Genomic DNA, 13,528 nt, shown 5'->3' with positions numbered 1-13,528 from the left:
GCAATATCGCAGCAGGGACGGTGCGCCCACAGGGGGCCTACAGCGGTACGCGCAGTGCCCCGTCGATGAGTTCGGCGGCCTCGGCGGTGCCGGCCGAACCGCACCGCACCAGATGCTCGCGTACCGCGCGCAGTCGGTCGCGCAGCCGCTGGGACTCCATTCCCCGTGCCTGCTCCGCCATCTGCACCGCGGTGGCCACGGCCTTGTCGGCGTTGCCCTGGCGCAGTTCGATGGTGCTGAGCATGGCCAGCCGGTGCACCCGCCCCCGGTCGTGGGCCGGGTTGTCGACGGCCGCCGCCGCGTGCTCCCGGGCGGCGGCGAGTTCCCCGAGGCTCAGCAGCGCCTCGGCCACCTGCACATTGACCAGCCCCGGCTGCACATACCCGGTCTCGTCGGGCTCGTAGCCCCGCCGGATCCGCTCGGCCGCCGTCTCCGCCCGCCGGATGCAGGACAGCGCGCTGCCGCCGTCCCCGAGATGCGCGTACGCCTTGGCCTGCATCGCGTACAGGTCGGAGGCGAGCGCCGGGGTGATGTGCCGGCCGGCGGCGCGCAGCGCGGCCTCGGCGAAGGCGACGGCCTGCCGGTACTCCCGCATGAACAGCGACTGGTTGACGAGCAGCGCGATGACGTACGCCCCGAGGCCCCGGTCCCCGCTGGCCTTTGCCAGCCGCAGCGCCTGGTGGAAGTAGCGCTGGGCCAGCCCGTGCGCGTCGGAGTCGTACGCGCAGATGCCCGCGATCGCCACCAGCCCGCCCGTGGCCCGGTGCAGTTGGCGGCCGGTGGCGTCGGTGTAGCTGCCGCGCAGCAGCGGCGCGGCCTCGGCGTTGAGGAACCCGACGATCCGCGTCCGCGTGGCGACACCGCCGGCCTTGCGGTACATCTGCTCGTAGTGCGTCCGGGCGGCTCGCAGCATCTCGATGTCGGCCGTGGTGACCCGGTGCCGGCCGCCCCGGGAGACGTCGACGTCCTCGGGCGGGTTCTCCCACTCCCACACCGGCATCACCGCCGGGGTCCCGGTGACGGCCGGGGCGCCCAGCACATGGGGCCGCTGCTGTTCGTCCGAGCGCCACAGGGCGGTGGCCCGCTCCACGAACCCGCCCAGCGAACCGGCGTGCGGGGTGCTGGGCTCACCGGGCACACCGAGCCCGATGTCGTCGAGCGTGACGGGCCGCCGCAGCCGTGCCGCGAGCACCTCGCAGATCAGGTCCGGCACCTGGCCGCGGGGCCGCTGGCCCTTCAACCAGCGTGCCACGGCGGTGTGTTCGTACCGCAGTGTGAGTCCGCGGGCGCGGCCCGCCTGGTTGACGTGGGCGGCGAGGCCGGCGTGCGAGATCCCCGCCTCGTCCAGGATGGCGTCGAGCAGAGTGTTGGGCTGCATGGGATGCCCCCCGAGTGGCCTGGTGCGGTCAGCGTAGTGGCTCCGCGTTCACACGGGGTGTGAACGGAGTGCCCGTATCCGTGGTGTACGCGCGCTGTCGCGGAGCGTGTCGATCCGGTTGACTGAGATGCCTCGCAAGAGGCCGGCCGAGCCGCCGGCTCCCCCTCGAACGACGGCGGCTCGGCCGGGCCACGGGGGCTACCGGTACGTCGTCGGCTGCGGGTGCGTGGGAGCTGAGCAGGCCCGCGCGGCGGAGCAGCTGATGTCATCGCCCCGCGCCCCCGGGGAGTCACAGCTTGACCCTCTTCGGCCATTGCGCAGGACCAGTACCGCAACGTCATCCGTCGTTCTGCCAACGGTGTGGCGCAGAAGGGCCGTGAAGACGGTGCGCAGGACCGCCTGGGGTGAAACCGGATGGTCGTGTACGGCCTCACGCAAGACTTCCGGCAGCGAGAAGAAGCGACCCTGGCCGTCCCGTGCGTCCTCCGCCCCGTCCGTGAAGAGGACCAGCGACTCCTCCGGACGCAGTCGGCCGCAGGACAGGACCTCCAGCTCCGTCGGCAGCGGAAACGGCCCCAGCGGCGGAAGGGGGTCCCCGCAGGTCAGCTGCTCGACCCTGGTCCCCCTCAGCACATACGGCCACGGATGGCCGCAGTTGAGGACACGCAGGTCGCCGTCCCTGCCGATCTCCAGGAGGAGTACGGTGACGAACTCCTCGGCGACCGGGTTGTCGAGGTCGGCGGGGCCGTTCGCGGGGTGCTCGGCGCGGGCGCGTTCGCGCAGGTGGCGGGCGAGGGCGCGGTCCAGTCTGCCGAGCACGAGGCCGAGTTCGGGCTCGTCGTGGGCGGCCTCGCGGAAGCTGCCGAGGAGGGCGGCGACGGTGCCGAGGGCGGCCAGACCGTGCCCCCGTACGTCCCCCATCACCACCCGGACCCCGTGTTCCGTGGCGATGGCCTCGTACAGATCGCCGCCGACGCTCGCACCCCGGTCGGCGGACAGCTGGGCGGCGGCGACGTCGATCCCGTCGAGTCGTGGCGGCAGCGGACGCAGGACGACGTTCTGCGCGGCCTTCGCCGCCCGCCGGGCGAGCCGCAGCTCCCGCAGCAGGGAGCGGCGGACATGGACTATGAGGCCGGTGCCGACGGCGAAGAACACGGCACTGGTGACGATGCGGGCCCCGAGCCCGTTCTGCTGGGCGAGCGGGCAGCCGAACTTGTAGCCGACCGCGACGGCTCCCCAGACCGTGGGCAGTACGGCTGCCCGCCCGGTGGGCGCCCGTGCCTTGATGCGGATCATGCCTCTGGTCCCCCATATGGGCCCTGACAGAGGAATCGGACCGACCCCGAAAGGCCGGTCCGATTCTGTCGACGGCATGACCCGGGCGGGCAGGATCGCCCTCACTTCCCACCCGAATGAGTGAGCCCCCGTCGGTCAACCCGCATTTATGCAGCTGAGGAGGCGATCAGCCCCGGAGCACCGCCCCGGTCCGCTCACCCGCGAGCGCAACCGCCGCGTCCCGCGCGGCCGAAGCCTCGTCCACGGTCAGCGTGCGATCGGCGGCCCGGAACCGGAGGGCGTAGGCGAGCGACTTCCGGCCCTCCCCCAACTGCTCGGCGTTCTCGTACACGTCGAACAGCCGGATGGACTCCAGCAGTTCACCGGCACCCTCACGCAGCGCCGCCTCGACCTCCACGGCCGGCACCGGCTTGTCGACGACGAGGGCGACGTCCTGCGTGGCGACCGGGAACGAGGAGATGCCCGGCGCCTGCGGGGTACCGTCACCCACCGCCTCCAGGGCGTCCAGGTTCAGCTCCATCGCGCACGTGCGCTCGGGCAGCCCCAGGGCCTTGAGGACCCGCGGGTGCAGTTCTCCCGCATGGCCCACGACCTGCTCGGCGCCGTCCGCGACGACCACCAGCTCGGCGCACCGGCCGGGGTGCCACGGACCGTACTGGCCCTTGCGGACGATCAGTTCGGCACCGGCTTCCCGGGCGACGGCACGCCCCGCCTCGACCGCGTCGGCCCAGTCGGCCGGACGGCCCTTGCCCCACCAGCCGGCCTGCTCACGGGCGCCGGCGAGGACGACGGCCACGTGCCGGGGCTGCGCGGGCAGCGCGGCGTTCAGCGCGGCGATCTCCTCGTCGGTGGGACGCCGGTCGACGGGCAGGTGCGTGGCGCCGCGCGACTCCTCGCGCGGCAGGAAGACCAGCCCGGTCTCGAACAGGGCGAGGTCGTGCGAGCCCCGGCCGTCGTTGCGCCGCAGGGCGCCGAGCAGGCCCGGCAGCAGCGTCGTACGCAGCGCCGGCTCCTCGTCGCTGAGCGGGTTGACCAGCTTCACGACGCGGCGGGCCGGGTCGTCGCCCTCCAGCCCGAGCTGGTCGAAGACCTGCTCGCTGACGAACGGGTAGTTCGGTGCCTCGACATAGCCCGCGCCGGCCAGCGCCCGGCCGACCCGGCGGTGCAGCCGCTGGCGGTGGGTCAGGCCACGGCCCGAGGGCGGCTTGGGCAGCGTGGAGGGCAGGTTCTCGTAACCCTCCAGGCGGATGACCTCTTCGGCCAGGTCGTTCGGGTCGACCAGGTCGGGGCGCCAGGACGGGACGGTGACCAGCAGCTCGTCCTGCCCGTACACGTCGCAGCCGACCTGCTGGAGACGGCGTACGACCGTCTCCCGGCCGTAGTCGACCCCCGCGACCTTGTCCGGGTGGCCGGCCGGGAGGGTGATGGTGTGCGGGGCCGAGGGCGCGATGATCTCGGTGACGCCGGCCTCCGCCGTACCGCCCGCGAGGAGGACCAGCAGGTCCACCGTGCGCTGCGCGGCGGCAGCGGCGGCCTGCGGGTCGACGCCCCGCTCGAAGCGGCGGGACGCCTCGGAGAGCAGCTTGTGGCGGCGGGCCGTCCGGGCGATGGAGACGGCGTCGAAGTGGGCGGCCTCGATGACGACGTCGGTCGTTCCGTTGACGCCTTCCTCGGTCACCTCGTGATCGGCGATCTCCGTGTTGGCGCCGCCCATCACACCGGCGAGGCCGATGGGGCCGCGCTCGTCGGTGATGACCAGGTCCTCGGCGTGCAGCGTGCGCTCGACGCCGTCGAGGGTGACGAGCTTCTCGCCCTCCTGCGCGCGGCGCACGCCGATCGTGCCCCGGACCAGGGACCGGTCGTAGGCGTGCAGCGGCTGGCCCAGCTCCATCATCACGTAGTTCGTGACGTCGACGGCGAGCGAGATCGGGCGCATGCCGACCTTCTGCAGCCGGCGCTGGAGCCAGATCGGGGAGCGTGCCTCGGGGCGCAGGCCGGTGACGGTGCGCGCGGTGAAACGGTCGCAGCCGAACGGGTCGGAGACCTGGACCGGGTAGCCGTAGGCGTTCGGCGCGGGGACGTCGATCAGCGCGGGGTCGCGCAGCGGCAGGCCGTAGGCGATGGCGGTCTCGCGCGCGACGCCGCGGATGGACAGGCAGTCGCCGCGGTTGGCGGTGACGGCGATGTCCAGGACCTCGTCGACCAGCTCCAGCAGCTCGATGGCGTCCTTGCCGACCTCGGTCTCCGGCGGCAGCACGATGATGCCGTGGGTGCCGTCGTCGCCCATGCCCAGCTCGTCGCTGGAGCAGATCATGCCGTGGGAGGTCTTGCCGTAGGTCTTGCGGGCGGCGATGGAGAAACCGCCGGGCAGCGTGGCGCCGGGGAGGACCACGACGACCTTGTCGCCGACCTGGAAGTTGCGGGCGCCACAGACGATCTCCTGGGGCTCACCGGTGCCGTTGGCCTGGCCGACGTCGACGGTGCAGAAGCGGATCGGCTTCTTGAAGCCCTCCAGCTCCTCGATGGTCAGCACCTGGCCGACGACCAGGGGGCCCTTGAGGTCGGCGCCGAGCTGCTCGACCGTCTCGACCTCCAGACCGGCCGAAATGAGCTTGGCCTGGACGTCGCGCCCGGTCTGAGTCGCCGGCAGGTCGACGTACTCCCGCAGCCAAGAAAGCGGGACCCGCATCAGATCTCCATCCCGAACGGCCGGGTGAACCGGACGTCACCCTCGACCATGTCTCGCATGTCTTCGACGTTGTGGCGGAACATCAGCATCCGCTCGATGCCGAACCCGAAGGCGAAGCCGCTGTACTTCTCCGGGTCGACGCCGCAGGCGGTGAGCACCCGCGGGTTGACCATGCCGCAGCCGCCCAGCTCGATCCAGCCCTCGCTGGAGCAGGTGCGGCAGGGCCGGTCGGGGTTGCCGACGGACTCGCCCTTGCAGACGTAGCAGAGCATGTCCATCTCGGCGCTCGGCTCGGTGAAGGGGAAGAAGTTCGGCCGCAGCCGGGTCTTCATGCCCTCGCCGAACAGCGACTGGACCATGTGGTCCAGGGTGCCCTTGAGGTCGGCCATGGTCAGGCCCTCGTCCACGGCGAGCAGCTCGACCTGGTGGAAGACGGGCGTGTGGGTGGCGTCCAGCTCGTCGGTGCGGTACACGCGGCCCGGGCAGATCACGTAGACCGGCAGCTCACGGTCGAGCAGCGAACGGATCTGCACGGGCGAGGTGTGGGTGCGCAGCACGACGCCGGACTCGGCGCCGCCGTCCGGCCCCTGCACGAAGAAGGTGTCGGCCTCGCCGCGCGCCGGGTGGTCCGGGCCGATGTTCAGGGCGTCGAAGTTGAACCACTCCGCCTCGACCTGGGGGCCCTCGGCGACCTCGTAGCCCATGGCCACGAAGATGTCCTCGATGCGCTCCGAGAGCGTGGTCAGCGGGTGGCGGGCACCGGCCGGGACGCGGTCGTACGGCAGCGTGACGTCGACGTCCTCCTCGACCAGCACGCGGGCGTCCCGCTCGGCCTCCAGTTCGGCCTGGCGGGCGGCCAGGGCCTTGTTCACGCCGCCGCGGGCCATGCCGACGCGCTTGCCGGCCTCGGCCTTGGCGTGCGGGGGCAGGGCGCCGATCTCGCGGTTGGCGAGGGCCAGCGGGGAGGCCGGGCCGGTGTGGGCGACCTTCGCCTCGTGGAGCGCGTCGAGGGAGTCCGCGGCGGCGAAGGCGGCGAGCGCCTCGTCCCGCATGCGCTCGATCTCTTCCGGTTTCAACGCCTCGACCTCGACAGGGTCGTACGACTTATTGGGTGCCGACATCTCTTCCCGTGCTTCCGATTGCTGGCGGATGGTCCCCGTGACCATGGATGGGCCGTGTGAAGGACACAAAGGTGCCAAAGGCCGAGTCTAACGGGGTGGAGCTACGCGAATGCGCCCGTGGGCCGCTAGGCGAGATACGCCGGGGCCGCCACGGGCAACGTAAATCGGAACTCGGCGCCGCCGCTCGCGGCCCGGCCGACCGTGATCGTGCCGCCGTGGGCCTCCACGATGCCCTTGACGATGTACAGCCCGAGGCCCGTGCCGCCGCGCTTGCTGCCCCGCCAGAAACGGGTGAAGACGCGGTTCATGGACTCCTCCGGGATGCCGGGCCCCTCGTCGCTCACGGTGACCGACGTGCCGGTTTCCTCGCCCTCGCGAGGGGACGGCGTGGGCGTGACGTCAATGGTGACGGTTCCCTCGCCGTGCCGCACGGCATTTTCGATGAGGTTGCTGAGCACCTGGTCGATCTTGTCGGGGTCGGCCCACAGGGCGGGCAGCGGCTGTTCGATGCGGAGCAGGAAGCGGTCGGCGGGCTGGCCGGCGGCGACGTAGGCCTGGATGTGCCGGGAGACGGCGGCGCCGATGTCGACGGGCTGGCGGCGCACCTCCAGCCGCCCGGAGTCGATCCGGGAGATGTCCAGCAGCTCGGCGATGAGGCGGGTGACGCGGTCGGCGTCGGCGTCGACGGTCTCCAGCATGAGCCGCTTCTGGTCGTCGGTGAAGCGCTCCCACTTGGCGAGCAGGGTGGCGGTGAAGCCCTTCACGGAGGTCAGCGGGGAGCGCAGCTCGTGGGCGACGGTGGCGATCAGCTCGGCGTGGCCGCGCTCGGTGCGCCGGCGGGCCTCGGTGTCCCGGAGGGAGACGACCACGCTCCGCACCGGCCCCAGCGGCTCGTCGCGCACATAGCGGGCGGAGACGAGGACCTCCCGGCCGCCGGGGAGCAGCAGATTGCGCTCCGGCTGCCGCACCCGGATGGCGAGCCCGCCGTAGGGATCGGTGAGCTGCCACCAGCGGCGCCCCTCCAGGTCCTCCAGGGGCAGCGCCTTCTCCAGGGACTGTCCGAGGGCGTCGGCGGGCCGCACCGCGGTGATCCGCGCGGCGGCGGCGTTGAAGCAGGTCACACGGCCGTGCTCGTCGGCGACGACGAGGCCGTCGGGCAGCTGGTCGGGATCGACGCCGGAGCCGGCGCACCGGGGCGCGGGCGCGCGGCGCGCGTCCCGTCCCTCCGGCGCGGTGCTCGTGCCGGCCACACTCATCCCCGTACCCCACCTCTCAGACGGCGCAGGGCCCCGCGCTGGTCACCCTACTAGCTCTCGGTGACGGAGCGGCACCCTCCGGAGGCGCGCTGTGCACGGGCCGACGCGTAGAGACATACGGCGGCGGCGGTGGCGAGGTTCAGGCTCTCGGCCTTCCCGTGGATGGGGACGCGTACGACGGCGTCGGCGAGGGCGCGGGTCTCCTCGGGCAGCCCCCAGGCCTCGTTGCCGAACACCCAGGCGGTGGGCCCGCCCATGGTGCCCTTGTCCAGCTCCTCGTCCAGGTCGCGGTCGCCGGCACCGTCGGCGGCGAGGACGCGCACCCCGGCCTCCTTCAGTCCGGCCACGGCCCGCTCGACGGGGACGCCGACGGCGACGGGCAGGTGGAAGTGCGAGCCGACCGAGGCCCGGACGGCCTTGGGGTTGTACAGGTCCACGGAGGCGTCGGTGAGCACCACGGCCTCGGCACCGGCGGCGTCGGCGCAGCGCAGCACGGTGCCGGCGTTGCCGGGGTCCCGCACATGGGCGAGCACGGCGACCAGCTTGGGCCGGGCCGCGAGGATGTCCTCGAACGGGGTGTCCAGGAACCGGCAGACGCCGACCAGGCCCTGCGGGGTGACGGTGGTGGAGATGTCGGCGATGACCTCTTCGGAGGCGAGGTGCACCCGGGCACCGACGCCGCGGGCCGCGCCGATGATGTCGGCGTACCGCTCCGCGGCCTCGACCGTGGCGAACAGCTCCACGAGGGTGGGGATGCCGTCGACCCGATGCCCGGCAGCCTCTCGCACGGCCTGCGGCCCTTCGGCCAGGAACAGCCGATCCTTGCCCCGGAAGTTCCGCTTGGCGAGACGCCGGGCGGCGGAGACACGGGCGGACCTGGGGGAAATCAGCTCGGGAGAGACGGAGGGCATCCTTTTACCTTCGGCGACTTGTCGCCCCCTCGGGGGCGCGGGGCTCTGTCGATATGCGGCTCCGCCGCGTGGGCGCGAGCGACCACGACGGGCCCGCGGCCGAACGACGTGCAGTGGACCCCAACAACAGGACCCGCAAGCCATAACAGCCTGCGGGTCCTACAGTGAGCGTCGGCCTAGCGCCGGCGCAGCGTCACGCGGCCTTGGGAGCGTTCACGTCCGACGGCAGCGCCTTCTGCGCGACCTCGACGAGCGCCGCGAAGGCGTTCGCGTCGTTCACGGCCAGCTCGGCCAGGATCTTGCGGTCGACCTCGACGTTCGCGGCCTTCAGACCCTGGATGAAGCGGTTGTAGGTGATGCCGTTGGCGCGGGCAGCGGCGTTGATGCGCTGGATCCACAGCTGACGGAAGTCGCCCTTGCGCTTCTTGCGGTCGTTGTAGTTGTAGACCAGCGAGTGGGTGACCTGCTCCTTGGCCTTGCGGTACAGGCGCGAACGCTGACCGCGGTAGCCGGAGGCCTGCTCGAGGATCGCCCGGCGCTTCTTGTGGGCGTTGACTGCCCGCTTGACGCGTGCCACTTGTTAACTCCTTGTAGCGGGGTCGTGGTGGTACTCACACGACCCGGAATCGATTCGGTCCCGGTCCCGACGCACGGCGCTCAGCGCGCCGCCGCGTCACTTGCCGAGAAGCTTCTTGATCTTCGCGGCGTCGCCCGGGGCCATCTCGGCGTTGCCGGTGAGGCGACGCGTGACGCGGGACGACTTGTGCTCGAGCAGGTGGCGCTTGCCGGCGCGCTCACGGAGCACCTTGCCGGAGCCGGTGACCTTGAAGCGCTTGCTGGCACCGCTGTGCGACTTGTTCTTCGGCATAGCGCCGTTCTCTCCTCGTCGGTGGCGCTCCGGTGCCCGGTCGTGAAACCGGGCACGGTGGAGCGTCGCTCTCTTCTTTCGGTTACATCCTCGGGGACGTACGGGAACGCACATCCCCCGGGATCACGCCTCGGCCGGCTCCTCGGACGGCGCCTCAGCCTCGGCAGGGTTCTGCGACTTACCGGGGTTCGCCTTCGCTTCGGCCTTGCGGGCCTCCTGCGCCTGGCGGGCCTCGGCCATCGCCTCGGTCTTCTTCTTGTGCGGACCGAGGACCATGATCATGTTCCGGCCGTCCTGCTTCGGGTTCGACTCCACGAAACCGAGGTCCTGGACGTCCTCAGCGAGCCGCTGCAGCAGTCGGTAGCCCAGCTCGGGGCGGGACTGCTCGCGACCACGGAACATGATCGTGATCTTGACCTTGTCGCCCTGCTTGAGGAACCGGACGACGTGACCCTTCTTGGTGTCATAGTCGTGCGGGTCGATCTTCGGCCGGAGCTTCATCTCCTTGATGACCGTGTGCGCCTGGTTCTTGCGCGCCTCACGGGCCTTCATGGCCGACTCGTACTTGAACTTCCCGTAGTCCATGAGCTTGCACACGGGCGGACGGGCGTTCGCCGCGACCTCGACCAGGTCCAGGTCGTACTCCTGCGCAAGCTCCAGTGCCTTCGCGAGCGGCACGATGCCGACCTGCTCGCCACTGGGACCGACAAGTCGCACCTCGGGAACGCGAATCCGGTCGTTGATGCGGGGCTCGGCGCTGATGGATCCTCCTCGGTAGCACCACACGGCGGTCTGGCGGACAGCCGCGTAACGTCTCTTTTCGTTAGACCTAACCGCGCCGAAGCACAAAAAATGCCCCGGACGATCACAGGCGGGGCTCCAAACAACCGGAGCACCGCCGCGATGCCGCGGGGCGCGCTTTCGGGCGACTCCATCGTCCGTACGGAACGATGGTGGCCGCCTGACCGGGTGACCCGCCGTCCCGGAGGACGGTCAGGTGGGAGATCGGAGCCTCCACTTGTGGGCCGGACACAGTCATGTCCAGCCGGTCGTCCTTCAGATTAGCAGGATCGCTTGACAAGGGCTAATTGAGGGGCGCCGGGCGCGACCACCTATGGTGTGGGGCATGAGTGACACCCCTGCCGAGTCTTCCGAGGCTCCCGACTTCGACGCGATGACCCGGGACATCGCCGAGGTCCCCGCCGTCGAGGTGATCGTGACGGTCGCCGTCAACCTGATGAGCGCCGCTGCCGTGAAGCTCGGGCTGAGCGAGGAGGGCGAGAAGTACAAGGATCTGGACGAGGCCCGCAAGCTGATCACCGCGCTCGCCGGTCTGCTGGACGCGAGCGCGACCGAGATCAGCTCCTTCCACGCCGCTCCGCTGCGCGACGGTCTGAAGTCGCTCCAGCTGGCGTTCCGCGAGGCGTCGATCGTCCCGGACGAGCCGGGCCAGGGGCCGGGCGAGAAGTACACCGGCCCGATCTACGGCTGACCTATTCCTTGATGTACAGGGGCTCGCCCGGAGGCGTGGTCCCGGCCGGCAGCAGTGCCAGGTCGAGGCCGCGCACCAGGCGGGCCCGCAGTGTTTCGTCGGCCGCGAGCCGCTCGGCGACCGCGCGGGCGGCCTCGGCGGGCGGCACGGCCGGGTCGAGGACGAGGGCGAGGGTGCCGTCGGCCTGCCCGGGCCCGAGGTGGGCGCGCAGCACGGCGGGCTCCGCCGCCACCGCCGTACGGACCGCCCCCACCACGGCGGGGTCGGTGAGCGGGTCGATGCTGGTGCGGCCCTCGGCGAGGGCGAGAAGCGCCGGGCCGGTCAGCTCGAACGGCACGGGTCCGGCGAGGTCGAGCACGACCGTGTCGGCCTTCTCGTGCGCGGCGGCCTGGAGGGCCTGGTGCAGGGGTACGGCCACCGGGCGGGCCGCGGGGTCCCAGCGGGCGAGGGAGTCCGTGGAGGTGAAGGCGGGCAGCGCGGTGCGGTCGCCGGCCTTCAGGGTGGGTACGGCCATGTCGCTCGTCTTCTCGCGGCGCAACCCGTTCTCGTCCTCTTCCACCTCGCCGAGCACGGCGACGACGGGGACCAGCAGGCGGGCGCCCTTGAGCGCCTCCAGGACGGACCCGAGGGCGCCGCGGTCCTCGGCCCAGGCGGCGAGCGCGGCGCTCAGCCGGGGGTCGGCGGAGCCGTCGTCGTCGGAGAAGCCGGGGTCGGGAATGTTCTTGTTCGCCACGGTCCCCGACCCTAATCCAGGGTGTAAGCAGCTCGTACCGGGCCCCGCAAGGAACCGGAGGGCGGTTTGCATGGGCAGCGGACGCCGAGCATCGCGGGCGCGTCCGTCCCGGCGCCGTACCCTCCCGTGCACTGCACTCGCCGTCCTCACCGTGGTCGGGGTCACGGCCGGGGAAGGAGGCGTCCGTCACGGAGCCCGCGACGGTGGACCGGCAAGCGGCTCTGAGCGCCGCGATGGCGAGGGTCGAGGTGCCGGCGGGCGCGCGGGTGTCGGCGGCGGTGCTGGCGCCGGAGTCCGGGGAGAGCGCCGTGTACGGCGACGCCGCCTTCGACACGGCGAGCATCGTCCAGGTCGACATCCTGGCCGCGCCGCTGCTCCAGGCGCAGGACGCGGGCCGGCGACTGAGGCACAGGAGCGGGCGTACGCCACGAGGATGACCGGGAAGAGCGACAACGCGTCCGCGACGGCGCTGTGGCACACGGTCGGGCGGGCGGCCGGGCCGGACACGGCGGCAAGTGCCTTAGGCTGCGGGGGACTTGACGATGGCCAGGCCGGAGCACGGAGTCCTCCTCGCCGATGTCCGGGGTCCGGCCGCGGAAGGAGCGCAGTGCCTCCCGTACGCCCCACACGCCGTTCCCTCATCGCCGGTGGCCTGGGAGCCGTCGTCGCCGCCACCGTTCCCCTGCCGACAGCCGCGCACGCCGCGGCGGCGACCGAACTCCGGCTGGCCGGGCCGACCGGGCCCGCGCCGGTGGGTGCGGTGGAGCTGCACCTGGTCGACGGGGCGCGGACCGATCCGTGGTCGGGACGGCCGCGTGAGCTGATGGCGACCGTCACCTATCCGGCCGTGGACGTCCGGGACCGCCCGCTGCTGCCGTGGCTGCCGCCGGGTGCCGAGCGGGCGCTGAAGGCAGCGTACGGCGGTGTGCTGGACGCCTACGCGCTCCCGCCGACGCACAGCGCGGACCGCGCCCCGGCCCGGCCGGGCCGCCGGCCGGTGCTCCTGTACTCCCCGGGCGCGGCCGAGGACCGCACGTTCAACACCCTGGTGGTCGAGGAGCTGGTGTCGTGGGGGTATGTCGTGGTCACGGTCGACCACCCCTACGACTCGGGCGAGGTGGAGTTTCCCGACGGCCGTGTGGTGCTCTCCCACCGCGCCGAGGGCGCGGACGCCATCGCCGCCGCGGTCGCGGTGCGCGCCGCCGATCTGCGGTTCGTACTCGACTCCCTGGCCGTCCTGGTCCGGGGCGGCACCCCGGACGCCGGGCGGCGCCGGCTCCCGCGCGGGCTGCGCGGCGCCCTGGACCTCACCCGCGTGGGGGCCTTCGGCCACTCCCGGGGCGGTGCCGCGGCGGCGGCCGTCATGGACCTGGACCCGCGGGTGCGGGCCGGCGCCGACCTGGACGGCACGATGGTCGGGCCGGTGATCGGGCGCGGCCTGGACCGGCCGTTCCTGCTGATGGACACGGCGGTGCACGACGGCCTGAACAAGGACCCGTCCTGGCCCGAGTTCTGGCGGAATCTGCGCGGCTGGCGCCGCTGTCTGCGGCTCGCGGACGCCGGACACCACTCCTTCACCGACCTCGTGGCCCTCGCCCCGCAGCTTCCGCCCGGGCTGCCGTTGCAGGTCGGCTCGATCCCCGCCGACCGGGCGGTGGCGGCCGTACGGGCCACGGTGCGGGCCTTCTTCGACCTCCGGCTGCGCGGTCGTCCCGACACCGGGCACCTGCTGAACGGCGCTTCACCTCGCTACCCGGAGATCGGGTACATCGCCGGATAGCGGC

General features: G+C 72.3%; 12 protein-coding genes and 1 pseudogene. 3 read left to right on the top strand and 10 right to left on the bottom strand.

Going from position 1 to position 13,528, the window contains the following annotated elements; all coding sequences use genetic code 11:
- Positions 1–37: 37 nt before the first annotated feature.
- The 9 genes from AB0L21_RS20520 to infC all read right to left on the bottom strand — a co-directional run bounded on the left by AB0L21_RS20520 (position 38) and on the right by infC (position 10,305).
- Complete coding sequence (locus AB0L21_RS20520) at positions 38–1,378, bottom strand: transcriptional regulator (protein ID WP_365703960.1); 1,341 nt, start codon at positions 1,376–1,378, stop codon at positions 38–40.
- Positions 1,379–1,576: 198 nt separating this feature from the next.
- Entirely contained in the window at positions 1,577–2,674 is a 1,098-nt protein-coding gene (locus AB0L21_RS20515) for a PP2C family protein-serine/threonine phosphatase (RefSeq protein ID WP_365785493.1), read from the bottom strand.
- Between the two features lie 166 nt (positions 2,675–2,840).
- Positions 2,841–5,363 (bottom strand): phenylalanine--tRNA ligase subunit beta, encoded by a 2,523-nt coding sequence (pheT, locus tag AB0L21_RS20510; RefSeq protein ID WP_365785491.1) that lies wholly within the window; start codon positions 5,361–5,363, stop codon positions 2,841–2,843.
- The gene (pheS, locus tag AB0L21_RS20505) at positions 5,363–6,484 is read right to left on the bottom strand and encodes a phenylalanine--tRNA ligase subunit alpha (protein WP_365785489.1); all 1,122 of its coding nucleotides are present in this window, start codon (positions 6,482–6,484) and stop codon (positions 5,363–5,365) included. Before pheS ends, pheT begins: the two co-directional genes overlap by 1 nt.
- Before the next feature lie 125 nt (positions 6,485–6,609).
- The gene (locus AB0L21_RS20500; protein ID WP_365785487.1) at positions 6,610–7,740 is read right to left on the bottom strand and encodes an ATP-binding protein; all 1,131 of its coding nucleotides are present in this window, start codon (positions 7,738–7,740) and stop codon (positions 6,610–6,612) included.
- A 50-nt stretch (positions 7,741–7,790) separates the two neighbouring features.
- Positions 7,791–8,651: an RNA methyltransferase gene (locus tag AB0L21_RS20495; protein WP_365785485.1), complete on the bottom strand. Its 861-nt coding sequence runs from the start codon at positions 8,649–8,651 to the stop codon at positions 7,791–7,793.
- Between the two features lie 193 nt (positions 8,652–8,844).
- Complete coding sequence (gene rplT, locus AB0L21_RS20490) at positions 8,845–9,228, bottom strand: 50S ribosomal protein L20 (protein WP_006141703.1); 384 nt, start codon at positions 9,226–9,228, stop codon at positions 8,845–8,847.
- A 96-nt stretch (positions 9,229–9,324) separates the two neighbouring features.
- Positions 9,325–9,519: a 50S ribosomal protein L35 gene (rpmI, locus tag AB0L21_RS20485; RefSeq protein WP_004933563.1), complete on the bottom strand. Its 195-nt coding sequence runs from the start codon at positions 9,517–9,519 to the stop codon at positions 9,325–9,327.
- A 123-nt stretch (positions 9,520–9,642) separates the two neighbouring features.
- A complete protein-coding gene (gene infC, locus AB0L21_RS20480) occupies positions 9,643–10,305 on the bottom strand; it encodes a translation initiation factor IF-3 (RefSeq protein ID WP_030654735.1) in 663 nt (220 codons plus the stop codon).
- Positions 10,306–10,645: 340 nt separating this feature from the next.
- Here infC and AB0L21_RS20475 point away from each other — a divergent pair, with 340 nt between their 5' ends.
- On the top strand, positions 10,646–11,011 hold the full coding sequence (locus tag AB0L21_RS20475; protein WP_365703948.1) for a DUF1844 domain-containing protein: 366 nt from the start codon (positions 10,646–10,648) through the stop codon (positions 11,009–11,011).
- A gap of 1 nt (position 11,012) precedes the next feature.
- On the opposite strand, the gene AB0L21_RS20470 is transcribed toward AB0L21_RS20475, so the two are convergent.
- Positions 11,013–11,744: an SseB family protein gene (locus AB0L21_RS20470; RefSeq protein ID WP_365785483.1), complete on the bottom strand. Its 732-nt coding sequence runs from the start codon at positions 11,742–11,744 to the stop codon at positions 11,013–11,015.
- 233 nt (positions 11,745–11,977) lie between these two features.
- Here AB0L21_RS20470 and AB0L21_RS20465 point away from each other — a divergent pair.
- Together AB0L21_RS20465 and AB0L21_RS20460 are read left to right on the top strand one after the other, a co-directional pair.
- A pseudogene (locus AB0L21_RS20465) lies at positions 11,978–12,255 on the top strand (hypothetical protein); the annotation flags it as partial.
- 96 nt (positions 12,256–12,351) lie between these two features.
- A complete protein-coding gene (locus AB0L21_RS20460) occupies positions 12,352–13,524 on the top strand; it encodes a lipase (protein WP_365785531.1) in 1,173 nt (390 codons plus the stop codon).
- Positions 13,525–13,528 lie beyond the last annotated feature (4 nt).

Origin of the sequence: Streptomyces sp. NPDC052721 (genome assembly GCF_040678315.1) — a bacterium.
In the GTDB taxonomy this organism is placed as follows: domain Bacteria; phylum Actinomycetota; class Actinomycetes; order Streptomycetales; family Streptomycetaceae; genus Streptomyces.
The sequence above is the reverse complement of the archived record's forward strand: the minus strand, read 5'-3'. Positions and strand labels throughout refer to the sequence as shown.